The organism is Paraburkholderia acidiphila (genome assembly GCF_009789655.1).
Taxonomy (GTDB): Bacteria; Pseudomonadota; Gammaproteobacteria; order Burkholderiales; family Burkholderiaceae; genus Paraburkholderia; species Paraburkholderia acidiphila.
In genome coordinates this window covers 2,263,275-2,285,810 of sequence record NZ_CP046909.1, presented here as the reverse complement: position 1 = coordinate 2,285,810, position 22,536 = coordinate 2,263,275, and the positions used below count along the sequence as shown (strand labels likewise).

The 22,536-nt window shown below is 63.7% G+C and carries 20 protein-coding genes; 17 read left to right on the top strand and 3 right to left on the bottom strand.

What is annotated here, in order from left to right:
- Positions 1 to 72: 72 nt before the first annotated feature.
- The 3 genes from FAZ97_RS10295 to ompA all read right to left on the bottom strand — a co-directional run bounded on the left by FAZ97_RS10295 (position 73) and on the right by ompA (position 2,456).
- Entirely contained in the window at positions 73 to 795 is a 723-nt protein-coding gene (locus tag FAZ97_RS10295; RefSeq protein WP_158758343.1) for an HAD-IA family hydrolase, read from the bottom strand.
- An 86-nt stretch (positions 796 to 881) separates the two neighbouring features.
- On the bottom strand, positions 882 to 1,580 hold the full coding sequence (ubiG, locus tag FAZ97_RS10290) for a bifunctional 2-polyprenyl-6-hydroxyphenol methylase/3-demethylubiquinol 3-O-methyltransferase UbiG (protein ID WP_158758342.1): 699 nt from the start codon (positions 1,578 to 1,580) through the stop codon (positions 882 to 884).
- A 231-nt stretch (positions 1,581 to 1,811) separates the two neighbouring features.
- On the bottom strand, positions 1,812 to 2,456 hold the full coding sequence (ompA, locus tag FAZ97_RS10285; RefSeq protein WP_158758341.1) for an outer membrane protein OmpA: 645 nt from the start codon (positions 2,454 to 2,456) through the stop codon (positions 1,812 to 1,814).
- Positions 2,457 to 3,019: 563 nt separating this feature from the next.
- Here ompA and gyrA point away from each other — a divergent pair.
- The 17 genes from gyrA to cysM all read left to right on the top strand — a co-directional run bounded on the left by gyrA (position 3,020) and on the right by cysM (position 22,505).
- Positions 3,020 to 5,629, top strand: coding sequence for a DNA gyrase subunit A (gene gyrA, locus FAZ97_RS10280; RefSeq protein WP_158758340.1), 2,610 nt, complete (start codon positions 3,020 to 3,022; stop codon positions 5,627 to 5,629).
- Between the two features lie 207 nt (positions 5,630 to 5,836).
- Positions 5,837 to 6,445, top strand: coding sequence for a DUF2059 domain-containing protein (locus FAZ97_RS10275; RefSeq protein WP_158758339.1), 609 nt, complete (start codon positions 5,837 to 5,839; stop codon positions 6,443 to 6,445).
- A gap of 225 nt (positions 6,446 to 6,670) precedes the next feature.
- Positions 6,671 to 7,753 (top strand): 3-phosphoserine/phosphohydroxythreonine transaminase, encoded by a 1,083-nt coding sequence (serC, locus tag FAZ97_RS10270; protein WP_158758338.1) that lies wholly within the window; start codon positions 6,671 to 6,673, stop codon positions 7,751 to 7,753.
- 63 nt (positions 7,754 to 7,816) lie between these two features.
- Positions 7,817 to 8,902 carry a prephenate dehydratase gene (gene pheA, locus FAZ97_RS10265; protein WP_158758337.1) on the top strand — a complete coding sequence of 362 codons (1,086 nt, stop codon included), beginning with the start codon at positions 7,817 to 7,819 and terminating at the stop codon, positions 8,900 to 8,902.
- Between the two features lie 171 nt (positions 8,903 to 9,073).
- Positions 9,074 to 10,195, top strand: a complete 1,122-nt coding sequence (gene hisC / locus FAZ97_RS10260) for a histidinol-phosphate transaminase (protein WP_158758336.1) — start codon at positions 9,074 to 9,076, stop codon at positions 10,193 to 10,195.
- Positions 10,196 to 10,225: 30 nt separating this feature from the next.
- Positions 10,226 to 11,170, top strand: a complete 945-nt coding sequence (locus tag FAZ97_RS10255) for a prephenate dehydrogenase (protein ID WP_158758335.1) — start codon at positions 10,226 to 10,228, stop codon at positions 11,168 to 11,170.
- Between the two features lie 62 nt (positions 11,171 to 11,232).
- Positions 11,233 to 12,537: a 3-phosphoshikimate 1-carboxyvinyltransferase gene (aroA, locus tag FAZ97_RS10250; RefSeq protein ID WP_158758334.1), complete on the top strand. Its 1,305-nt coding sequence runs from the start codon at positions 11,233 to 11,235 to the stop codon at positions 12,535 to 12,537.
- A 28-nt stretch (positions 12,538 to 12,565) separates the two neighbouring features.
- Positions 12,566 to 13,261 (top strand): (d)CMP kinase, encoded by a 696-nt coding sequence (gene cmk, locus FAZ97_RS10245; protein ID WP_158758333.1) that lies wholly within the window; start codon positions 12,566 to 12,568, stop codon positions 13,259 to 13,261.
- Between the two features lie 194 nt (positions 13,262 to 13,455).
- A complete protein-coding gene (gene rpsA / locus FAZ97_RS10240; RefSeq protein ID WP_158758332.1) occupies positions 13,456 to 15,186 on the top strand; it encodes a 30S ribosomal protein S1 in 1,731 nt (576 codons plus the stop codon).
- Between the two features lie 25 nt (positions 15,187 to 15,211).
- A complete protein-coding gene (locus FAZ97_RS10235; RefSeq protein WP_027817382.1) occupies positions 15,212 to 15,535 on the top strand; it encodes an integration host factor subunit beta in 324 nt (107 codons plus the stop codon).
- Positions 15,536 to 15,830: 295 nt separating this feature from the next.
- A complete protein-coding gene (locus tag FAZ97_RS10230; protein ID WP_028208175.1) occupies positions 15,831 to 16,124 on the top strand; it encodes a lipopolysaccharide assembly protein LapA domain-containing protein in 294 nt (97 codons plus the stop codon).
- Between the two features lie 64 nt (positions 16,125 to 16,188).
- Positions 16,189 to 17,364, top strand: a complete 1,176-nt coding sequence (gene lapB, locus FAZ97_RS10225; RefSeq protein WP_158758331.1) for a lipopolysaccharide assembly protein LapB — start codon at positions 16,189 to 16,191, stop codon at positions 17,362 to 17,364.
- Positions 17,365 to 17,451: 87 nt separating this feature from the next.
- Positions 17,452 to 18,849, top strand: coding sequence for a UDP-glucose dehydrogenase family protein (locus FAZ97_RS10220; protein ID WP_158758330.1), 1,398 nt, complete (start codon positions 17,452 to 17,454; stop codon positions 18,847 to 18,849).
- Positions 18,821 to 19,825, top strand: coding sequence for a D-glycero-beta-D-manno-heptose-7-phosphate kinase (gene rfaE1 / locus FAZ97_RS10215; protein WP_158758329.1), 1,005 nt, complete (start codon positions 18,821 to 18,823; stop codon positions 19,823 to 19,825). Before FAZ97_RS10220 ends, rfaE1 begins: the two co-directional genes overlap by 29 nt.
- A gap of 105 nt (positions 19,826 to 19,930) precedes the next feature.
- Positions 19,931 to 20,923, top strand: a complete 993-nt coding sequence (gene rfaD, locus FAZ97_RS10210; RefSeq protein ID WP_158758328.1) for an ADP-glyceromanno-heptose 6-epimerase — start codon at positions 19,931 to 19,933, stop codon at positions 20,921 to 20,923.
- A 73-nt stretch (positions 20,924 to 20,996) separates the two neighbouring features.
- Complete coding sequence (locus FAZ97_RS10205; RefSeq protein WP_158758327.1) at positions 20,997 to 21,347, top strand: ComEA family DNA-binding protein; 351 nt, start codon at positions 20,997 to 20,999, stop codon at positions 21,345 to 21,347.
- 255 nt (positions 21,348 to 21,602) lie between these two features.
- Positions 21,603 to 22,505, top strand: a complete 903-nt coding sequence (gene cysM / locus FAZ97_RS10200) for a cysteine synthase CysM (protein WP_158758326.1) — start codon at positions 21,603 to 21,605, stop codon at positions 22,503 to 22,505.
- Positions 22,506 to 22,536: the final 31 nt, after the last annotated feature.

Here is a 22,536-nt window from a genome sequence, read left to right as displayed (position 1 = left end):
AAGGGGCGCGCGGGGCTGTCCCTGCACAAAAGCCGCTTGCATATCGGCATTGACGTTCGCGTCTACGTCGCCTCAGGCCGGCTTGCCGATGTGCTGAAGCAGGGCGAACAGCGCTGCCGTGGTGTCGGCGACATATTGCGCATTCCACTGCGAGGGCGGCACGTCGTTGCCGCAGTAGCCGTAGGCGGCGGCGATTGTCGCCATGCCCGCCGCGGCACCCGCCTGCACATCGCGCAGATCGTCGCCGACATACACCACGCGCTGCGGCGCCATGCCGAGCGCCTCGGCCGCGTGCAGCAACGGCGCCGGATGAGGCTTGGAATAGGGCGTCGTATCGCCGCTCACCACGCAACTTGCGCGCGTGTCCAGATGCATCAGCTTCACGAGCGGCTCGGTGAGCCGTGCGACCTTGTTCGTCACGATGCCCCAGCGCACGCCGCGCGCGTCGAGGTCGTCGAGCACGGCGTCGATCCCGGCGAAGAGCGCCGTCTCGACGCGCAGGTTCGCCTCGTAATTGGCGAGGAATTCCTCGCGCATGGCGGCGAACTCGCGATCGTCGGGGCCGATCCCGAACGCGCCGCCTATCAGGCCGCGCGCGCCGGCCGAAGCGAGCGGACGCAGCTTCTCGAGCGGCGCGGGCACGAGGCCGCGCGCGTGGCGCATCTGGTTGACGGCGGCGGCCAGGTCGGGGGCCGTATCGGCGAGCGTGCCGTCGAAGTCGAACAGCACGGCGTCGCAAGCGGCAAGCGCTGTGCCGCTGTCCGCGGCAGATTGGGCGTTCGTGGGTGAGTTCATGTGTGGAAGCGATGGCGCGGCGCGCCGGTGTGCGGGAAATGCCGCCAGAGCAAGGTGGTCCGGCGGCGCCGATCGCGCAAGCGTCTTCAGGCGTCGCGCCGGCAGGCGATCATGTAATTGACGCTGGAGTCGTTAGACAGCGCGAAGTGCCGCGTGAGCGGGTTATACGTGATGCCCTTGATCTCGGCGACACGCATGCCGGCGTCGCGCACGAACGCGGCAAGCTCCGAGGGGCGGATGAAGCGCGCGTAGTCGTGCGTGCCCTTCGGCAGCATCTGCGCGATGTACTCCGCACCGATCACGGCGAGAAGATACGACTTCACGTTGCGATTGAGCGTCGAAAAGAACACCCAGCCGCCAGGCTTCACGAGCGTAGCGCACGCCTTCACGACCTCGGCGGGCTCTGGCACGTGTTCGAGCATTTCCATGCAGGTCACGACGTCGAACGACGCAGGTTCGCGTGCGGCGATCGTTTCGGCGGCGATCAGCTCGTAGTCCACCGTCACGCCGCTCTCGAGGCTGTGCAGGTCGGCTACGCCGAGCGCCTCGCGCGAAAGGTCGATGCCTTTCACGGTTGCGCCAAGCCCCGCCATCGATTCGGAGAGGATGCCGCCGCCGCAGCCGATGTCGAGTACGCGCTTGGACGGTAGATGTGCGTGACCGTCGATCCAGCCAAGGCGAATGGGGTTGAGTTCGTGCAGCGGCTTGAATTCGGCGTTTGGGTCCCACCAGCGATGAGCGAGATCACTGAATTTCTGCAGCTCATGGGGATCGGCATTCGTCATGTCGTGGCAGCCTGAAGCGCGGTGCGGGTCGGAAAGAATAAACCCCGAGTATACAGGCGGGTGCCCAGGGCGGCCAAATGCCACGCTGGCCACGCTGCGGCGTCAATCTTTCCGAAACGATAAAGCCGCGCGCCAGGCGAAATGTAAGAAGGGGGACAGGAGAAAATCGCGCGGGATAAAAAAAGCCCCGCCGAAGCGGGGCTTTTGAGACTTGCGGTCGAAAGCTCGCGATTACTGCTTTTGCGTGCCGACGACTTCGACTTCCACGCGACGGTCCGGTGCGAGGCAGGCGATGAGAGCCTTGCGGTTCTTCTGGTTGCAGCCCGTCGTAACCGGGTTGCGCTTGCCCTTGCCTTCCGTGTAGATGCGCTCTGCCGGAACGCCCTTGCTGACCAGGTACGACTTGACGGCTTGCGCACGGCGCAGCGACAGACGGTCGTTGTAGGCAGCCGAGCCGATACGGTCGGTGTAGCCCGTCGCGACGACGACTTCGAGGTTCAGCGCCTGGATCTTGCTTGCCAGGTCGTCCAGCTTTTCCTTGCCAGCCGGCTTCAGGATAGCCTTGTCGAAGTCGAACAGGGCGTCAGCCTGGTACGTGATCTTCTGGCTGGTGATGGCCGGAGCAACCGGAGCGACCGGCGGCGTCGGTGCCTGGGCGACCAGGGCGCCATCGCACTTGGCGTTGGCGGTGGCCGGCGTCCAGAATGCATCGCGCCAGCAAAGCTCGTTCGTGCCGTTCATCCACACGTATTCGCCGGTACCATTCACCCAGTTGTCATTGACGGCTTGTCGCGACGCCGGCACCGATTGTGCCTGAGCGGATGCAGCCACAACTGCGGTAGCTGCAATGAACGCGAGCTTTGAAAGTTTATTCATATTTCTCCTCTCGAAATTGAGATTACCGCAGGTTTACTGCGAGCCATATGACGAAGACAAGTCATACATTGCTCGAAGTATAACATTGGCAAGTTGTGGGGAACGCTTTGCGTTGTGTAGACTTCGAGCAGTGTCTAACTTTGTGCGTTGGCATTTTGCCATATCGTTCCCCTCCGACGATAAAAAAAATCCGCCCCTTTCACTGCGGCTTGTCGAACGTGGTACGCCCGCAACAAAAAAGTTCCCGTTATTTTACCTGGTAGTGCGCCTGGGTAGTCGGTGTGTGACACATTGTTATCCAAATCGGTGGCGGTGCATCTGATTCCGGTTCGCACTGCGGCATTTGCGCCACGCTCAAGGCGCTTTTGAGCGCTTCGGCGCCACTCCTCTAATAGGTATACGCAGGCGGCGGGCGAGGGTGTCGTGCATGGTAGAATCGCGTGATGCGCTGCGTCCGCGGCGTCCATGCGACAGCTGGGCGTCTCGCGGTGGTCGTGGCGACCTCCGCTCTTCCAGTTGGGGCGAGGCGTTAGCACACCGCGTGCCCAAATAAGACATCGATAATGGATCAATTCGCCAAAGAGACTCTGCCAATCTCCCTCGAGGAGGAAATGCGCCGCTCGTATCTCGATTACGCGATGAGCGTGATCGTCGGGCGGGCACTTCCGGATGTTCGTGACGGCCTCAAGCCCGTCCACCGGCGCGTGCTCTACGCGATGCACGAGCTGAATAACGACTGGAACCGCGCTTACAAGAAGTCGGCGCGTATCGTCGGCGACGTCATCGGTAAGTACCACCCCCACGGCGATACAGCCGTCTACGACACCATCGTGCGGATGGCGCAGGACTTCTCCCTGCGCTACATGCTGGTCGACGGCCAGGGCAACTTCGGCTCCATCGACGGCGACAACGCCGCCGCCATGCGATACACCGAAATCCGCATGGCGAAGATCGGCCACGAACTGCTCGCCGACATCGACAAGGAAACCGTCGACTTCGGGCCGAACTACGACGGCAGCGAAAGCGAGCCGCAGATCTTGCCCGCGCGCATTCCGAACCTGCTCATCAACGGTTCGTCGGGTATCGCGGTCGGCATGGCCACGAATATTCCGCCGCACAATCTCAACGAAGTTGTCGACGCTTGCCAGCACCTGCTGAAGAGCCCGGAGGCAACGATCGACGAGCTGATCGAGATCATTCCCGCACCGGATTTCCCGACCGCCGGCATTATTTATGGCGTCGCCGGCGTGCGCGACGGCTATCGCACCGGCCGTGGCCGTGTGGTGATGCGCGCGGCCACGCACTTCGAGGAAATCGATCGCGGTCAGCGCATGGCGATCATCGTCGACGAGCTGCCGTATCAGGTGAACAAGCGCTCGCTGCTCGAGCGCATCGCCGAGCTCGTCAACGAGAAGAAGCTCGAAGGCATTTCCGATATTCGCGACGAATCCGACAAGAGCGGCATGCGTGTCGTGATCGAGCTCAAGCGCGGTGAAGTGCCCGAGGTCATCCTCAACAATCTTTACAAGGCGACGCAGCTGCAGGACACGTTCGGCATGAACATGGTCGCGCTGGTGGACAACCAGCCGAAGCTGCTGAACCTGAAGGAAATGCTCGAGCATTTCCTCTCGCATCGCCGCGAAGTGCTCACGCGCCGTACGGTGTACGAACTTCGCAAGGCGCGCGAACGCGGCCACGTGCTCGAAGGCCTCGCCGTTGCACTCGCGAACATCGACGATTTCATCGAACTCATCAAGGCCGCGCCGACGCCGCCTATTGCGAAGCAGGAGTTGATGAACCGCTCGTGGGATTCGTCGCTCGTGCGTGAAATGCTCACGCGTGCGGAACAGGACAATGCGACAGCGGGTGGGCGCGATGCCTACCGTCCGGAAGGGCTGAACCCGCAATATGGTATGCAGGCCGACGGCCTCTACCGTCTGTCCGACACGCAGGCTCAGGAAATCCTGCAAATGCGCCTCCAGCGCCTGACCGGCCTGGAGCAGGACAAGATCATCGGCGAGTACCGCGAAGTCATGGCGCAGATCGCCGACCTGCTCGACATCCTCGCGCGCCCCGAGCGCGTAACGACCATGATCTCCGAGGAACTCACCTCGATCAAGAGCGAATTCGGCGATGCCCGCCGCTCGAAGATCGAGATGAACGCCACGGAGCTGAATACCGAAGACCTGATCACGCCGCAGGACATGGTCGTGACCATGTCGCATGCCGGTTATGTGAAATCGCAGCCGTTGTCGGAATATCGCGCCCAGAAGCGCGGAGGTCGCGGCAAACAGGCGACCTCGATGAAGGATGACGACTGGATCGACACGCTCTTTATCGCCAATACGCACGACCACATTCTGTGCTTCTCGAATCGCGGCCGCGTGTACTGGGTGAAGGTGTATGAAGTGCCGCAGGGCTCGCGCAACTCGCGCGGCCGTCCGATCGTCAACATGTTCCCGCTGCAGGACGGCGAGAAGATCACGGTCGTGCTGCCGGTCAAGGAATTCTCGGCCGACAAGTTCGTTTTCATGGCCACCGCGCTGGGTACAGTCAAGAAGACGCCGCTCGAAGCCTTCAGCCGCCCGTTGCGCAAGGGTATTATTGCGGTCGGTCTCGACGACGGCGACTACCTGATCGGCGCTGCGATCACCGACGGCGAGCACGACGTGATGCTGTTCTCCGACGCCGGCAAGGCCGTGCGTTTCGACGAGAACGACGTGCGCCCGATGGGCCGCGAAGCGCGCGGCGTGCGCGGCATGCAGCTCGAAGACAATCAACAGGTCATCGCGCTCCTCGTGGCGGGCGACGAGCAGCAGTCGGTGCTCACTGCGACCGAGAACGGTTATGGCAAGCGCACGCCGATCACGGAGTACACGCGCCATGGCCGCGGCACGAAGGGCATGATCGCGATCCAGACTTCGGAGCGTAACGGCAAGGTGGTTGCGGCCACACTTGTCGACCCGGAAGCGCAGATCATGTTGATCACCACTACGGGCGTTTTGATTCGCACCCGCGTGTCGGAAATTCGCGAAATGGGCCGTGCAACGCAAGGTGTTACACTCATCAGCCTTGACGAAGGTACGAAGCTCTCCGGACTCCAGCAGGTCGCCGAAGCGGACGCAGAAACGGACGCCGAAGGTGAGGGCGAACCGGGCGAAGGCGAAGAGTGAAGCGTCATCCAGGCCCGCAGAAGTGTGTTCAATCGAAGCGCTTACGCGGGCTTTAAGGTGGGTTTCAGCGAACCTTGTTAGTGTCAGCTAAATGAATGGTGTGCCGGGCGGACCGGCCGGCGGGCGCATAACGCAATTGAACGCCAATGCGGCGCCCCGCAGTCCGCGCGGCAGTGCAAATCGATTAATTTCTCAAAGGGAGTAATGATGCAAAAACGATTCAAGCAGGTGATGTTGCTGGCCGCTCTCGTGCCGACGTTTGCCATGGCTCAGGCGCTCCAGAACCAGGCGCCCGCCCCCCAGGCACCGGCAGCGGCTGCAGCACCCGTCGATCCGGCCAAGCAAGCCGCGATCAAGGACCTGCTCGACGCGATCGACGCACAGAAGCTCGTCGGCGCAATCGGCAACAGCGCCCAGATGCAAGCCAAGCAACTCGTCCCGGCAATCCTGTCGGACGCGCTCTCGGAAAACAAGACGATGACGGACAAGCAGAAGCAAGCTGCCGTCCCGTCGCTGCAGAAGAACGCCGTGCCGAAGCTGGTTGACTCGGCAGGCCAGGTCTTCGCGACCGACTCGTTCAAGCAGGACGCCATGCAAGCCCAGTACGACGCGTATGCGAAGTACTACAGCACGCAGGAAATCAAGGACCTGACCACGTTCTACCGCAGCCCGACCGGCCGCAAGTTCATTCAGGTTCAAGACCAGGTTGGCCGCGACGTCGTGAACAGCCTGATGCAGAAGTACATGCCGCAGTCGATCAAGGCAACGCGCGACCAGGCCGACAAGGAAGTCGCTTCGGTCAAGGCTGCCAAGTAAGCCTTAAGGCATCGCGCGCCCTCGGTTCCGCGGCCATGAAGTACGGTAGCGGGGCCGGATTGGCCGCGTAGGCCGGGAAACCCACCGCCGCGCCACGCGTGGCGGGTTCCCGGCGACAATGCGATAATGGTCGTTTGCGCGATAAGCGCAAGCGGCCATTTTCTTTTTCTGGCGTGCTTTCCGGTGGTTTCTGCCACAACGCCTGCCTCGGGGATCTTTTTTACGATGCGCGTCTACAACTTCTCAGCCGGACCGGCAGCGTTGCCAGAAGAAGTCCTGCGTCAGGCCGCCGACGAAATGCTCGACTGGCACGGCAGCGGCATGGGCGTGATGGAAATGAGCCATCGCGGCCCGGAATTCATGCAGATCCACGCCGAGGCGCTGCTCGATCTGCGCGAACTGATGCAGGTGCCCGCAAGTCACCAGATTCTGTTCCTGCAGGGCGGCGGCATCGGCGAGAACGCGATCGTGCCGCTCAACCTGTTCGGCTCGAAGCCGCGTGCCGACTTTGTCGTCACGGGTTCGTGGTCGCAGAAGTCGCAGAAGGAAGCGCTCAAGTACGGCGAGTCGCATATTGCCGCGACGGGCCGCACCGAAGCCGGTTTCACGCATTCGCCGCCGAAGAGCGAGTGGAAGCTCTCCGACGACCCCGCCTACGTGCACCTGTGCACGAACGAGACGATCGACGGCGTCGAAACCTTCGAGATTCCCGATCTGGGCGACATTCCGCTCGTGGCCGACGCCTCCTCGCACATCCTGTCGCGCCCGATGGATATCGCCAAGTACGGCGTGCTCTACGGCGGCGCGCAGAAAAACATCGGCATGGCGGGCGTGACGGTCGTGATCGTGCGCGAAGACCTGCTCGATCGCTCGATGCCGATTTGCCCGTCGGCGTTCGAATGGAAAACCGTGGCCGCGAACAACTCGATGTTCAATACGCCGCCGACCTACGCGATCTATATCGCGGGGCTCGTGTTCAAGTGGCTCAAGCGCCAGGGCGGTCTCGAAGTCATCGAGGCGCGCAATGTGGAAAAAGCGAAGCTGCTCTACGACACGATCGACGCAAGCAGCTTCTACATCAATAAGGTGGAGCGCCGCGCGCGCTCGCGGATGAACGTGCCGTTCTTCCTCGCCGACGAAACACGTAACGCAGATTTCCTCGCCGGCGCCAAAGCGCGCGGGCTGTTGCAGCTGAAGGGCCACAAGTCCGTCGGCGGCATGCGGGCATCGATTTACAACGCGGTGCCGCTCGAGGCAGTGAAGGCGCTGGTCGAGTACATGAAGGAATTCGAGGCGAAGCACGCGTAAGCGCCCCTCGCTCATCGAGCGAAACGGCGCCGCGCGCATCCTTTCAGATTGCCGGTTTCACGCATGGACGACGAACTCAACTCCCAACTCAAACCGCTGCGCGAACGCATCGATGCGATCGACGCGCAGCTTATCGCGCTCCTGAACCAGCGCGCCTCGGTCGCGCTCGAAGTAGGCGAGGTCAAGAAGCATTTCAACGCGCCGGTGTTTCGTCCGGAGCGCGAGCTTCAGGTGATCGAGCGCCTGCAGAACATGAGCGATGGTCCGCTCGGCAACGACCACATCAGCGCGATCTGGCGCGAGATCATGGCCGCGAGCCGTTCGCTCGAAAAGACGATTTCGGCCGCGTTCCTCGGCCCGGTCGGCACCTATAGCGAACAGGCGATGTATCAGTACTTCGGTCAGTCGATCGAAGGCCTGCCATGCCCGTCGATCGACGAGGTGTTCCGCTCGGTCGAGGCGGGCGCCGCCGAGTTCGGCGTCGTGCCGGTCGAGAACTCGACCGAGGGCGCCGTGTCGCGCACGCTCGATCTGTTCCTCGAAACGCAGCTCGTCATTGGCGGCGAAATCGCGTTGCCGATCCAGCACAACCTGATGACGCTCAGCGGCAACCTGAACGGCGTGAAGCGCGTGTGCGCGCACCCGCAGGCGCTCGCGCAGTGCCAGCACTGGCTGACCGCGAATGCGCCGCAACTCGAGCGTCAGCCCGTGTCGAGCAATGCGGAGGCCGCGCGCCTCGCCGCCGCCGACCCGACGGTTGCGGCGATTGCAGGCGACCGCGCCGCGACGCACTACGGTCTGTTGATCGCAAGCGCGCTGATCCAGGACGACCCGCACAACCGCACGCGCTTCGTGATGATCGGCAAGCAGCCGGCGGGTGCGACGGGCCGCGACCAGACCTCGATGATCGTGTCGGTAAAGAACGAGCCGGGCGCGGTGTACAAGCTGCTCGAGCCGCTCGCGCGCCACAGCGTGTCGATGACGCGTTTCGAGTCGCGTCCGGCGCGGCTTGGCAGCACGTGGGAGTACTACTTCTACATCGACTTCGAAGGCCATCGCGACGAACCCGCCGTGGCCGCCGCGCTCGACGAACTCAGCAAGAAAGCCGCGTTTCTGAAGATTCTCGGCTCGTATCCGCGCGCGCGTTAAGGCGCGGAAGGTGCGGGCGGCCCGCCGCCGAACGCCGCCCGCCGCATGGAGATGCCGGGCGGCGCGCCTTCACTGATCCGTCCGCAACCGGCCGTCCGCTACCGGCCGTCCGCAACCGGCCGTGCGCAACCGACCGTTGTACGCCCGGCGCCTTGAGCCCTGGAGAGACGCATGACCACGCAATTCGGCCCCTCGTATGTGCGCGCAATCGCGCCTTACATCGCCGGCAAACCGATTTCCGAAGTCGCCCGCGAGTTCGGGCTCGACGAAGCGCGCATCGTGAAGCTCGCGTCGAATGAGAATCCGCTCGGCGTGCCCGAGTCGGCGCAGCGCGCGATTGCGCAGGCCGCGAGCGAGCTGGGCCGCTATCCCGATTCGAACGCGTTCGAGTTGAAGGCCGCGCTGGCCGCGCGCTACGACGTGCCGCCCGAGTGGATCACGCTTGGCAACGGCAGCAACGACATTCTCGAGATGGCTGCGCATGCGTTCGTCGAGCGAGGCCAGTCGATCGTCTATTCGCAGTACTCGTTCGCGGTCTACGCACTCGCGACGCAAGGCCTCGGCGCGCGCCATCTCGTGACGCCGGCCGTGCGCTACGGGCACGACCTCGATGCGATGCTGGCGGCGATCGATGAAGACACGCGTCTCGTGTTCGTGGCGAATCCGAACAACCCGACCGGCACGTTCATCGAAGGCGCAAAGCTCGAGGCATTCATCGCGAAGGTGCCCGCGCATGTCGCGGTCGTGCTCGATGAGGCGTACACGGAATACCTCGCGGCCGATAAGCGCTACGACTCGATCGCGTGGGTGCGCCGCTATCCGAACCTGCTCGTTTCGCGCACGTTCTCGAAGGCGTATGGACTCGCCGGCCTGCGCATCGGCTTTGCGATCGCGCAGCCGGAACTGACGGATCTGCTCAACCGTCTGCGTCAGCCGTTCAATGTGAACACGCTCGCGCAGGCCGCCGCTATCGCCGCGCTCGGCGACACCGCATTCCTCGAGCGCAGCGCGGCGCTCAATGCCGAAGGCTATCGCACGCTTACCGCAGCGTTCGAGCGCCTCGGTCTCGAATACGTGCCTTCGGACGGCAATTTCGTGCTGGTGCGCGTGGCGAAGGACGCAGCGGACAATGGCGCCGGCGAGCGCGTGAACCTCGCGCTGCTCAAGCAAGCCGTGATCGTGCGACCGGTGGGCAACTATGGGCTGCCGCAGTGGCTGCGTGTGACGATCGGCTTGCCCGAGGAGAACGCGGCATTCGTCGCGGCCCTCGAGCGAGCGCTTGGCGCGCCCTGACGCGCAAACTTTACTTTTTTCGGTGACGTCGTGACTGCGTTTTCGTTTAACAAACTCGTGATTTTCGGCGTCGGCCTGATCGGCGGGTCGCTGGCGCGCGCGTTGCGCGTGCGGGGTTCGTCCGCGCGAGAAGGCGCGCGGGTGATCGGCGTGGGCCGTAGCGCGAGTTCGGTGTCGCGCGCGCTCGAACTCGGCGTGATCGATGCTGCCGCGACGCTCGACGACGAAGCGGCGCTTGCCGCCGCGCTCGACGGCGCCGATATCGTGTTGATCGCCGCACCGGTTGCGCAAACCCAGGCGCTGCTCGAGCGCATCGCGCCGCATCTCGGCAGCGAGACCATCGTCACCGACGCCGGCAGCACCAAGAGCGATGTGATCGCCGCGGCCCGCGCCGCGCTCGGCGCGCGCATCGGCCAGTTCGTGCCGGGGCACCCGATCGCCGGGCGCGAGTCGAGCGGCGTCGACGCCGCGTTGCCCGATCTCTACGTGGGCCGCAACGTCGTGCTGTGCCCGCTCGATGAAAACGCGCCGGCATCGGTCGAGCGCATCGCCGCGATGTGGCGCGCGACGGGGGCAGTGATCGGCGAGATGCCGGCCGCGCAGCACGACCGTGTATTCGCTTCGGTGAGCCATCTGCCGCACGTGTTGTCGTTTGCTCTCGTCGACCAGATTCTCGCTTCGCCCGACGCGCAATTGAAATTCTCGTTCGCGGCCGGCGGCTTTCGCGACTTCACGCGCATTGCCGCGTCGAGCCCCGAAATGTGGCGCGACGTGTGCCTCGCGAACCGTACCGCGCTGCTCGCCGAACTCGACGGCTACACTGAAGTGCTGGCCAGGCTGCGCGCGGCGATCGACGCCGGCGACGGCGCAGCGCTCGAAACCGTGTTCGCGCGTTCGCGCGCCGCGCGCGAGGCGTGGCAGGAGCGCGGCGGCAAGGGCGCGGCGGCCGCCATCGAAACAGCACCAGGCAAATAAGCAAGCAGGACTCAGTTCGACGGCGCGAGCGCCGTAACCCAAGGCATTCTCAGGACACGTTCATGGAACACCTCGATCTCGGACCGTTCACCCGTGCGTCCGGCACGATCCGTCTGCCCGGCTCGAAGAGCATCTCGAACCGCGTGCTGCTGCTCGCGGCGCTGGCCGAGGGCGAAACGACCATCACGAACCTGCTCGACTCCGACGACACGCGCGTCATGCTCGACGCGCTGGAAAAGCTCGGCGTGAAATTGAAGCGCGAGGGCGACACCTGTGTCGTGCAGGGCACGCGCGGCGCGTTCCAGGCCGTGCGCGCGGATCTCTTTCTCGGCAACGCGGGCACGGCGGTGCGACCGCTCACGGCCGCGCTTGCGGTGAACGGCGGCGACTACCGCATTCACGGCGTGCCGCGCATGCACGAGCGGCCCATCGGCGACCTCGTGGACGGCCTGCGCCAGATCGGCGCGAAGATCGATTACGAAGAGAACGAAGGCTTTCCGCCGCTGCGCATCCGCCCGGCGACGATTTCGGTCGAGGCGCCTATCCGCGTGCGCGGCGACGTATCGAGCCAGTTCCTCACCGCGCTGCTCATGACGCTGCCGCTCGTGCGCGCCAAGGACGGCGTGACGATCGTCGAGGTGGACGGCGAGCTGATCTCCAAGCCCTACATCGAAATCACGATCAAGCTGATGGAGCGTTTCGGCGTGAAGGTCGAGCGTCACGGCTGGCATCGCTTCGAGATTCCGGCGGGCGTGCGCTATCAGTCGCCTGGCAAGATCATGGTGGAGGGCGATGCGTCTTCGGCGTCGTATTTCCTCGCCGCGGGCGCGATTGGCGGCGGCCCGGTGCGCGTGGAAGGCGTGGGGCGCTCGAGCATCCAGGGCGACGTGGCGTTCGCGGCGGCGCTCATGCGCATGGGCGCGAACGTCACGGTCGCCGACGACTGGATCGAAGTGCGCGGAATCGGCAACGATCACGGCAAGCTCGACCCCATCGACATGGACTTCAACCTGATTCCCGACGCGGCCATGACGATCGCGGTGGCGGCGCTGTTCGCCGACGGCGCGACCACGCTGCGCAACATCGCGAGCTGGCGCGTGAAGGAAACCGACCGCATCGCCGCGATGGCCACGGAGCTGCGCAAGGTGGGCGCGAATGTGGAAGAGGGTCCCGACTATCTGATCGTGCGCCCGCCCGAAAAGCTCACGCCGAACGCCGCGATCGACACCTACGACGATCACCGCATGGCGATGTGCTTCTCGCTCGTGAGCCTCGGCGGCGTGCCGGTGCGCATCAACGACCCGAAGTGCGTCGGCAAGACGTTCCCCGATTATTTCGAGCGCTTCCTGGCGCTCGCGCAACCTTGATTCAAACGAAGCCGAATCCCTTTGCCGCATGAAATCGACCCGTCCCTTTTATCCGACACCCGTCATCACGATCGACGGCCCGACCGCTTCCGGCAAGGGCACGGTGGCCGCGCTGGTCGCCGCGCAACTCGGCTTTCACCTGCTCGACAGCGGCGCGCTGTACCGGCTGGCCGCGCTCGCGAGCGTGCGCTATGCGATTGCCCCAGACGACGCCGAAAGCCTTGCGAAGCTCATCGACGATCTCCATATCACGTTCCGAGAGGGGCTCGCGCAGCTCGACGGCGTTGACGTTTCGAACGAAATCCGCGCCGAAGAGGTGGGCAACCGCGCCTCGATGATCGCCGCCCATCCGGCTGTGCGCACGGCGCTCGTGGCGCGCCAGCGGGCGTTTCGCAAGCTTCCCGGGCTAGTGGCGGACGGCCGCGACATGGGCACCGTGATCTTCCCTGACGCCGTTCTGAAGGTGTTTTTGACGGCTAGCGTGGAGGCCCGCGCGGCCCGCCGGCATAAGCAATTGATCCAAAAAGGTTTTTCTGCTAATATGGATGACTTGCTTCGGGATTTGCGTGAACGCGACGCGCGCGACAGTAACCGTGCGGCCGCGCCGCTCAAGCCCGCAGCAGATGCGCAGCTTCTCGATACCTCGGCGCTCTCCGTCGACCAGGCGGTCGAACAGGTCGTGCAGTGGTATCAGGAATCGAGCCAACTGCGGCCCGCGCGCTAATTACGCTCGCGGCAGAACGCAGTAACAAGATAGCAGCAAGAAAGCAGTAGCAGTACGAGTTGGTGCCCTGGAAAGAAACAGGGCGTGTCTTAAACCCTTTAACCCCGTGTGGCTTTTGCATCTGTGCCGCGAACATAAGCGCTCCGGCCTCAACGCCCGACCGGTCAAAACTGGCTGGCGGAGCAGCGAAAACCATGCAAATCCAGATTTTTATGTCCGACCTGCAAACCTCCACCCCGAATACCGAATCTTTTGCGGCTCTGTTCGAAGAGTCGCTGACCCGTCAAGACATGCGCGCCGGCGAAGTGATCTCCGCCGAAGTCGTGCGTGTTGACCACAACTTCGTGGTCGTGAACGCTGGTCTCAAGTCCGAAGCCTATATTCCGCTCGAAGAGTTCCTGAACGACGCGGGTGAAGTGGAAGTGCAGGCGGGTGATTTCGTTTCCGTCGCAATCGACGCGCTGGAAAACGGCTACGGCGACACGATCCTGTCGCGCGACAAGGCGAAGCGTCTCGCTTCGTGGCTGTCGCTGGAAAAGGCCCTCGACAACAACGAACTCGTGACCGGCACGATCACGGGCAAGGTCAAGGGCGGCATGACCGTCATGGTCAACGGCATCCGCGCGTTCCTGCCGGGTTCGCTCGTCGACACGCGTCCGGTCAAGGACACGACGCCGTACGAAGGCAAGACGCTCGAATTCCGCGTCATCAAGCTCGACCGCAAGCGTAACAACGTCGTGCTGTCGCGCCGCGCAGTGATCGAAGCGACCCAAGGCGAAGAGCGCGCCAAGCTGCTCGAAACGCTGAAGGAAGGCGCGATCGTCAACGGCGTGGTCAAGAACATCACCGACTACGGCGCGTTCGTGGACCTCGGCGGCATCGACGGCCTGCTGCACATCACCGACATCGCATGGCGTCGCGTGCGTCACCCGAGCGAAGTTCTCTCGGTTGGCCAGGAAGTCACCGCGAAGATCCTCAAGTTCGACCAGGAAAAGAACCGCGTTTCGCTCGGTATCAAGCAACTGGGCGACGATCCGTGGGAAGGCATCTCGCGCCGTTACCCGTCGGGCACGCGCCTGTTCGGCAAGGTCACGAACATCACCGACTACGGCGCGTTCGTCGAAGTCGAATCGGGCATCGAAGGCCTGGTTCACGTGTCGGAAATGGACTGGACCAACAAGAACGTTGCTCCGTCGAAGGTTGTCCAGCTGGGCGACGAAGTCGAAGTCATGGTCCTCGAGATCGACGAAGACCGCCGCCGCATCTCGCTCGGCATGAAGCAGTGCAAGCCGAATCCGTGGGATGACTTCAGCCGCAACTTCAAGAAGGGCGACAAGCTGCAAGGCGCAATCAAGTCGATCACCGACTTCGGCGTCTTCATCGGTCTGCCTGGCGGCATCGACGGTCTGGTTCACCTTTCGGACCTGTCGTGGTCGGAAACGGGCGAAGAAGCCGTTCGCAAGTACAAGAAGGGCGACGAAGTCGAAGCCGTGGTTCTGGGCATCGACGTCGAGAAGGAACGCATCTCGCTCGGCATCAAGCAGCTCGAAGGCGACCCGTTCAGCAACTTCGTTGCTGTCAACGACAAGGGTTCGATCGTCGACGGCGTGGTCAAGTCGGTTGACGCCAAGGGCGCAGTCGTGACGCTGAACGCCGACGTCGAAGGCTACCTGCGTGCTTCGGAAATCGCGCAAGACCGCGTGGAAGATGCTCGCAACGTGCTGAAGGAAGGCGACAAGGTCAACGCGATGATCATCAACATCGATCGCAAGTCGCGTGGCATCAACCTGTCGATCAAGGCGAAGGATTCGGCTGAGACGCAAGAAGCACTGCGCAGCATGTCGGCTGATTCGGGTCAGGCTGCCACCGGCACGACCAACCTCGGCGCGCTGCTCAAGGCCAAGCTCGACGGCCAGAACCAGTAAGCCTCAAACGGGGGCAAGCTGAAGTATGACCAAATCTGAATTGGTCGCGCAGCTGGCTACGCGATTTCCGCAACTTGTTCTCAAGGACGCGGATTTCGCGGTCAAGACGATGCTCGATGCGATGTCCGAGGCGCTTGCCAAGGGCCATCGCATCGAAATTCGCGGCTTTGGCAGCTTCGGCCTGAATCGTCGGCCGTCGCGCGTTGGGCGCAATCCCAAGTCGGGTGAAAAGGTGCTGGTGCCTGAGAAGTTCGTACCGCACTTCAAGCCGGGCAAGGAACTGCGCGAACGCGTGGACCGTAATTCGGGCGAGCCGCTGAAGGCGGACGAGCCGGACGACGACCTGTAAGCGTTGGATCGTTTTTCGATCGGGCGATTGCGGTCGTCGGCGGTCAATGCCAGATGGCCAGAATGCATGGACCGGTAAAAAGCGCTGGGGTGAATAACCCCGGCGCTTTTTTTCGTCTGCGCCTTTTCGACGCTGTTTGCGCTGGCGCCCCGGTTTGATCTGGCGCCGCGCTTGCTCATACGTGTCGGTGCGCGAGCCGTTCAATTACAATACGGGACACTTCGGCGCGGCTTGTGCTGCGGCGCAGCATGTTCGCCACGCCGGCGCCTTTCTCAACTGCCAAGAGAATCCTTCAATGAGATTGATCGCCTGGGTGATCCGTGTGCTGGTGTTCGTACTGCTGCTCGTACTCGCGCTCGCCAACACGCAAACCGCGACGCTGAACTTTCTGGCCGGATATTCGTGGCAGGCTCCGCTGATCCTGATCGGCCTCGCGTTTTTCGTGGTGGGGCTGCTGGCGGGGTTGCTTTCGGCGCTGCCGGGCGTGTTCCGGCTGCGCATGGAAAACGGCCGCCTCAAACGCGACTTGCGTGTGGCGCGTGAAACGCCCACGCCGAGCGTCGAGCCGCCGCTGCCGCCGCTCATCTGATTTGTATTGCCGTGCCGCGCGCCTGAACGTGTGCGGCTGATTTTCCGTTCATACCATCGCTCGCATGGATCTCGATTTTTGGTGGCTCCTCGTCATTCCCGTCGCTTTCGCGCTCGGCTGGATGGCGTCGCGCTACGACCTGAAGGCACTCCTTTCCGAAAGCGCCAACTTGCCGCGCTCGTATTTCCGCGGGCTGAATTTTCTGCTCAACGAGCAGCCGGACAAGGCCATCGACGCGTTCATCGAGGTCGCCAAGCTCGACCCTGAAACCGTCGAACTGCACTTCGCGCTCGGTAATCTGTTTCGCCGCCGTGGCGAGACCGATCGCGCGATCCGCGTGCATCAGAATCTGCTCTCGCGCTCCGACCTGCCAGTGAACGAGCGCGACCACGCGCTCTATGAACTGGGTCAGGACTTCCTGAAGGCCGGCATGCTCGACCGCGCCGAGGAAACCTTCGGCAAGCTCAAGTCGGGCGATTTCGCACTTGGCGCGCAGCGCGCGCTGCTCGCGATCTACGAGATCGAGAAGGACTGGAACCGCTGCATCGACACCGCGCGTCACCTCGAAACAATGGGCGCCGCGTCGCTCGACCTCGAGATAGCGCAGTTCCATTGCGAACTCGCGCAGGAAGCGCTTCAGCAAAAGAAGCCCGACGAAGCACGCCGTCAGCTCACGCTGGCGCTCAAGGCCAATGCGCAGAACGTGCGCGCGACGATCCTCGCGGGCGATGTCGATGCGGCCAGCGGCGATTGCGAGGCGGCGCTTGGGCACTGGCGCGAAGTCGAGGCGCAAAACCCCGCGTATCTGCCGCTCGTCGCCGAAAAGGTCATGAAGGCCTACGAGACGCTCGGCCGCGCCGAAGAGGGCGCGCAACTGCTCACGACGTGGGTCGATGCGTATCCATCGAACGACCTGCTCGACGTCGCCTACAAGCATGTCGCCGCGCTGCGCGGCGCCGATGCGGCGCACGCGCTCGCGCGTACGCAGATGCAGAAGTCGCCGAACCTCGCCGGCATGGCTCGCCTGCTCGAAGCGCAGCAGGCGAGCGCCGAAGAGCCGCGCCGCAGCGAACTCGAGTTGATGCGCAAGCTGCTCCAGCAGCGCACCAAAAACCTGCCTCGCTACACGTGCCAGAACTGCGGCTTCCGGGCGCGCCTCTTCTACTGGCAGTGTCCTGGCTGCAGCGGCTGGGAAACCTATGCGCCGCGCCGCGTCGAGCCGGTTCCCGCGTCGAGCTGAGCCCAAGGGCGCGCGAGCGTTGCGTGGCGCCAGGGCGGCCACGCACACACAGTCACTACAACATCAGCATCTGTCACCGGAGCGCCTATGAAGATCACCATTGTCGGTACCGGCTACGTCGGCCTCGTCACCGGTGCGTGTCTTGCCGAAATTGGTCACGACGTGTTTTGCCTCGATGTCGATCCGCGCAAGATCGATATCCTGAATGGCGGCGGCGTACCGATTCACGAGCCGGGACTGCTCGAACTCATCGCGCGCAACCGCGCGGCCGGACGCATCACGTTTTCCACCGACGTGGCGGCGAGCGTCGAGCATGGCGAGGTGCAGTTCATCGCCGTGGGCACGCCGCCCGACGAAGACGGCTCGGCCGATCTCCAGTACGTGCTCGAGGCGGCGCGCAGTATCGGCCGCCACATGAACGGCTTCAAGGTGATCGTCGACAAGTCGACGGTCCCGGTCGGCACGGCGCAGCGCGTGCACGGCGTGCTGGCCGAAGAGCTGGCCAAACGCGGCCTCATGCATAGCGTGGACCATCGCTTCTCGGTTGTCTCGAACCCCGAGTTCCTGAAAGAGGGCGCGGCCGTGGACGACTTCATGCGTCCGGACCGCATCATCATCGGCCTCGACGAGGACGAGAACGGCGACGCCGCGCGCGAGAAGATGAAGCGCCTCTACGCACCGTTCAACCGCAATCACGAGCGCACGATCTACATGGACGTGCGCTCCGCCGAATTCACGAAGTACGCGGCCAACGCCATGCTCGCCACGCGCATCTCGTTCATGAACGAGATGGCGAATCTCGCCGACCGCGTGGGCGCCGACATCGAGTCGGTGCGCCGCGGCATCGGTTCCGATCCGCGCATCGGCTATCACTTCCTGTATGCGGGCTGCGGCTATGGCGGCTCGTGCTTCCCGAAGGACGTGCAGGCGCTGATCCGCACGGCCGCGGAGTCAGGCCAGAACCTGCGCGTGCTCGAAGCGGTCGAGGAGGTCAATCACGGCCAGAAGGAAGTGCTCGTGAAGAAGATCGCCAAGGTGTGCGGCGAGGACCTCGCCGGCAAGCACTTCGCGGTATGGGGCCTCGCATTCAAGCCGAACACCGACGACATGCGCGAAGCGCCGAGCCGCCGCCTGATCGCCGACCTGCTTGCGCGTGGCGCGACGGTGGCCGCGTGGGATCCGGTCGCGGCCGAGGAAGCGCAGCGCGTATTCGCGCTCGATCTCGCGAACGCGCCCGAGCAGCATGCGCGCCTTACGTTCGCGTCGAGCCAGGACGACGCGCTCACCGGCGCGGACGCGCTCGTGATCGTCACCGAGTGGACTGCATTCAAGGCGCCCGATTTCGCGCATTTGAAGAAGGTGCTCAAGGCACCGCGTATCTTCGACGGACGCAATCTCTACGAGCCCGACGCCATGGCGGAGCTCGGCATTGACTATCACTCGATTGGGCGGCCCCATGTCAATCTCGCAAACTCCGCAGCCTGAAGCTACGCCGGTCAATGCGCTCGCCACGGCTATCGCGCCCGAAGTGCGCGTCGTGCCGCGCGAGAAGCTCGCCACCTCGCGCGTGCTCGTGGTGGGCGACGTCATGCTCGACCGCTACTGGTTCGGCGACGTCAACCGCATCTCGCCGGAAGCGCCGGTGCCGGTCGTGCATGTGCAGCGCAAGGAAGACCGTCTCGGCGGCGCCGCGAACGTCGCGCGCAACGCGGCGGCGCTCGGTGCGCATGCGGGCCTCCTGTGCGTGGTGGGCCACGACGAACCCGGCGAGCGTATCGTCGAGCTGCTCGACGAAAGCAATGTGAATGCGTATCTCGAACGTGATCCTGCGCTGCCGACCACGATCAAGCTGCGCGTGCTCTCGCGTCAGCAACAGCTCTTGCGCGTGGACTTCGAGAACACGCCCGCGCACGAGATCCTGCTCGCCGGCCTCGCACGTTTCGACGCGCTGCTGCCCACGCACGACGTGATCCTGCTCTCCGACTACGCGAAGGGCGGCCTCACGCACGTCACGCAGATGATCGCGAAGGCGCGCGCGGCGGGCAAGGCGGTGCTCGTCGACCCCAAGGGCGACGACTGGGAGCGCTATCGCGGCGCGAGCTTGATCACGCCGAACCGTGCGGAGCTGCGCGAAGTGGTCGGGACCTGGAAGTCCGAGGAAGACCTGCACGCGCGCGTCACGACGCTGCGCCGCGAACTGCAGTTCGACGCGCTGCTGCTCACGCGCTCGGAAGAGGGTATGACGCTCTTTTCCGATGACGGCGCGCTGCACGCGGCGGCTGATGCGCGCGAAGTGTATGATGTCTCGGGCGCCGGCGACACCGTGATCGCGACGGTCGCGGTCATGCTGGGCGCGGGTTTGCCGCTCGTCGAGGGCGTTGCGCTCGCGAATCGCGCGGCCGGCATCGTGGTCGGCAAGCTCGGTACGGCCACCGTCGATTACGACGAACTCTTTCAATAACGTTCCGCACGCGCTCGCACCCCGGCCGGGATTTCCGGAGAGTTTTCCCGGTTGTGGGTCGACCTCGCATCAACCTCGCGTGAACCTCGTCACCGCAGACCTATCATGACTCTCATCGTCACCGGCGCGGCCGGCTTTATCGGCAGCAACATCGTCAAGGCGCTGAACGAACGCGGCGAAGACCGCATCATCGCCGTCGACAATCTCACTCGCGCGGACAAGTTCAGGAATCTCGTCGATTGCGAGATCGACGACTACATCGACAAGACCGAGTTCGTCGAGCGCTTCACGCGCGGCGATTTCGGCAACGTGCGCGCGGTGTTCCACGAAGGCGCCTGTTCGGACACGATGGAAACCGACGGCCGCTACATGATGGACAACAACTTCCGCTATAGCCGCGCCGTGCTCGACGCGTGTCTCGCGCAGCGCGTGCAGTTTCTGTATGCGTCGTCGGCGGCGATCTATGGCGGCTCGACGCGCTTCGTCGAAGAGCGCGAAGTGGAAGCGCCGCTGAACGTGTACGGCTATTCGAAGTTCCTGTTCGACCAGGTGATCCGCCGCGTGCTGCCCACGGCGCAGAGCCAGATTGCGGGCTTTCGCTACTTCAACGTGTACGGGCCGCGCGAGACGCACAAGGCGCGCATGGCTTCGGTGGCGTTCCACAACTTCAACCAGTTCCGCGCCGAAGGCCGCGTGAAGCTGTTCGGCGAGTACAACGGCTATGCGCCGGGCGAGCAGACGCGCGACTTCGTCTCCGTCGAGGACGTGGTGAAGGTCAACCTGTTCTTCTTCGATCATCCGGAGAAGACCGGTATCTTCAATCTCGGCAGTGGCCGCGCACAGCCGTTCAACGACATCGCAACGACCGTCGTGAACACGCTGCGTGCGATGGAAGGCAAGCCTGCGCTCTCGCTCGCGGAGCAGGTCAAGGAAGGGCTGATCGAGTACATCCCGTTCCCCGACGCGCTGCGCGGCAAGTATCAATGCTTCACGCAAGCGGACCAGTCGAAGCTGCGCGCAGCGGGCTACGACGCGCCGTTCCTGACGGTTCAGGAAGGCGTGGATCGTTACGTACGTTGGCTTTCTGGCCAGGTGTAACGCGAAGCCGTGACTTCATAAACTGGACTCTCCTCGCCGGCGATGGTCGCCGGCGTTTTCAGGGAGATCCAGCATGTTCCGAAAAATCCTTGCGGCGGCCGCGCTTCTGGCCGTTTTCAGCCACGCCTTCGCGGCCGTGGACGTCAACACGGCCAACGAAGACGCGCTTCGCGGCATCAAGGGCATTGGGCCCGCGCGCGCCAAGGCGATTCTCGACGAGCGCGGCGCGCACGGTCCGTACAAGGATGCCGCTGACCTCGGCAAGCGCGTGAAGGGTCTGGGCGGCCATACCGTCGAACGTTTGCAGGCCGAAGGATTGGCGGTGGGCCCCGCGAATGCCCAGGCGGGGCAGGCGAAGGTTGCACAGGCAACGCCCGCGAAGGTCGGAGCGCCGCAGCCGGCAACCGTGGCCGTCAAGAAGTAGGCGTCCACTCGTGTTTTATCCCGCGCGTCGTGCGTGAGCAGCGCGCGGTGCAGTCTCCTTCAGGTGTCGCTCAGGTGATGTCGACCCGCGACGTTGACCCGCGGCCCGAGCCGCGGGCTTTTTTGCCGCGCCTCGAGCCTGGATCGCCAGCCTGCGTCCATACCGGCGTAATGGGTTCCAGCGGGGTCTTCAGCGGTCGCTTGCTGCGTGGTTTAGAATCGACGGATCACGTCATCGCGCCTCACCCTCATTCCCATGCCCTACAAGACCATTGAAGACACGATCGGCAATACACCGCTCGTGCAGCTCGTCCGCCTGGCGGACGACGAAATCCGCGCTCGCAACAACGTCGTGCTGGCCAAGCTGGAAGGCAACAACCCGGCTGGGTCGGTGAAGGACCGCCCGGCGCTTTCGATGATCCGCAAAGCCGAAGAGCGCGGCCGCATCAAGCCGGGCGATACGCTCATCGAAGCGACGAGCGGCAATACGGGCATCGCGCTCGCCATGGCAGCCGCGATTCGTGGCTACAAGATGGTGCTGATCATGCCGGAGGACCTCTCGGTCGAGCGCCGTCAGAGCATGGCCGCTTACGGTGCTGAAATCATGCTCACGCCGGTCAAGGGCGGCATGGAATATGCCCGCGACCTCGCCGAGCAAATGCAGCGCGACGGCAAGGGCATCATCCTCGACCAGTTCGCCAATCCCGACAATCCGCTTGCGCACTACGAGGCCACGGGCCCGGAAATCTGGCGCGACACCGAAGGGCGCATCACGCACTTCGTTTCGTCGATGGGTACGACCGGTACGATCATGGGCACGTCCCAGTTTCTGAAGGAAAAGAATCAGACCATTGAGATCGTCGGTGCGCAGCCGGAAGAAGGCTCGCGCATTCCTGGCATCCGCAAGTGGCCCGAAGCGTATATGCCGAAGATTTTCGACCGCAGCCGCGTGGATCGCGTGGAGAACGTGAGCCAGGCCGCCGCCGAAAACATGGCGCGCAGGCTCGCCTCGGTCGAAGGCATTTTCGCGGGCATCTCGTCGGGCGGCGCATGCGAGGTGGCGCTGCGCCTCGCGCGCCAGGTCGAGAACGCGACGATCGTGTTCATCGTCTGCGACCGTGGCGACCGCTATCTGTCTACGGGTGTGTTTCCCGCTTGATTGAAGCGTAGCTGTATAGAAAAACGGCCTT

Excerpts from the sequence above, each read along its gene's own strand:
- ompA (WP_158758341.1), bottom strand. The coding sequence starts at position 2,456 with ATGAATAAACTTTCAAAGCTCGCGTTCATTGCAGCTACCGCAGTTGTG.
- FAZ97_RS10235 (WP_027817382.1), top strand. The coding sequence starts at position 15,212 with ATGACCAAATCTGAATTGGTCGCGCAGCTGGCTACGCGATTTCCGCAA.
- aroA (WP_158758334.1), top strand. The coding sequence starts at position 11,233 with ATGGAACACCTCGATCTCGGACCGTTCACCCGTGCGTCCGGCACGATC.
- FAZ97_RS10295 (WP_158758343.1), bottom strand. The coding sequence starts at position 795 with ATGAACTCACCCACGAACGCCCAATCTGCCGCGGACAGCGGCACAGCG.
- serC (WP_158758338.1), top strand. The coding sequence starts at position 6,671 with ATGCGCGTCTACAACTTCTCAGCCGGACCGGCAGCGTTGCCAGAAGAA.
- FAZ97_RS10220 (WP_158758330.1), top strand. The coding sequence starts at position 17,452 with ATGAAGATCACCATTGTCGGTACCGGCTACGTCGGCCTCGTCACCGGT.
- FAZ97_RS10205 (WP_158758327.1), top strand. The coding sequence starts at position 20,997 with ATGTTCCGAAAAATCCTTGCGGCGGCCGCGCTTCTGGCCGTTTTCAGC.
- ubiG (WP_158758342.1), bottom strand. The coding sequence starts at position 1,580 with ATGACGAATGCCGATCCCCATGAGCTGCAGAAATTCAGTGATCTCGCT.
- rpsA (WP_158758332.1), top strand. The coding sequence starts at position 13,456 with ATGCAAATCCAGATTTTTATGTCCGACCTGCAAACCTCCACCCCGAAT.
- cysM (WP_158758326.1), top strand. The coding sequence starts at position 21,603 with ATGCCCTACAAGACCATTGAAGACACGATCGGCAATACACCGCTCGTG.
- FAZ97_RS10230 (WP_028208175.1), top strand. The coding sequence starts at position 15,831 with ATGAGATTGATCGCCTGGGTGATCCGTGTGCTGGTGTTCGTACTGCTG.
- hisC (WP_158758336.1), top strand. The coding sequence starts at position 9,074 with ATGACCACGCAATTCGGCCCCTCGTATGTGCGCGCAATCGCGCCTTAC.
- pheA (WP_158758337.1), top strand. The coding sequence starts at position 7,817 with ATGGACGACGAACTCAACTCCCAACTCAAACCGCTGCGCGAACGCATC.
- rfaD (WP_158758328.1), top strand. The coding sequence starts at position 19,931 with ATGACTCTCATCGTCACCGGCGCGGCCGGCTTTATCGGCAGCAACATC.
- cmk (WP_158758333.1), top strand. The coding sequence starts at position 12,566 with ATGAAATCGACCCGTCCCTTTTATCCGACACCCGTCATCACGATCGAC.
- FAZ97_RS10275 (WP_158758339.1), top strand. The coding sequence starts at position 5,837 with ATGCAAAAACGATTCAAGCAGGTGATGTTGCTGGCCGCTCTCGTGCCG.
- gyrA (WP_158758340.1), top strand. The coding sequence starts at position 3,020 with ATGGATCAATTCGCCAAAGAGACTCTGCCAATCTCCCTCGAGGAGGAA.
- rfaE1 (WP_158758329.1), top strand. The coding sequence starts at position 18,821 with ATGTCAATCTCGCAAACTCCGCAGCCTGAAGCTACGCCGGTCAATGCG.
- lapB (WP_158758331.1), top strand. The coding sequence starts at position 16,189 with ATGGATCTCGATTTTTGGTGGCTCCTCGTCATTCCCGTCGCTTTCGCG.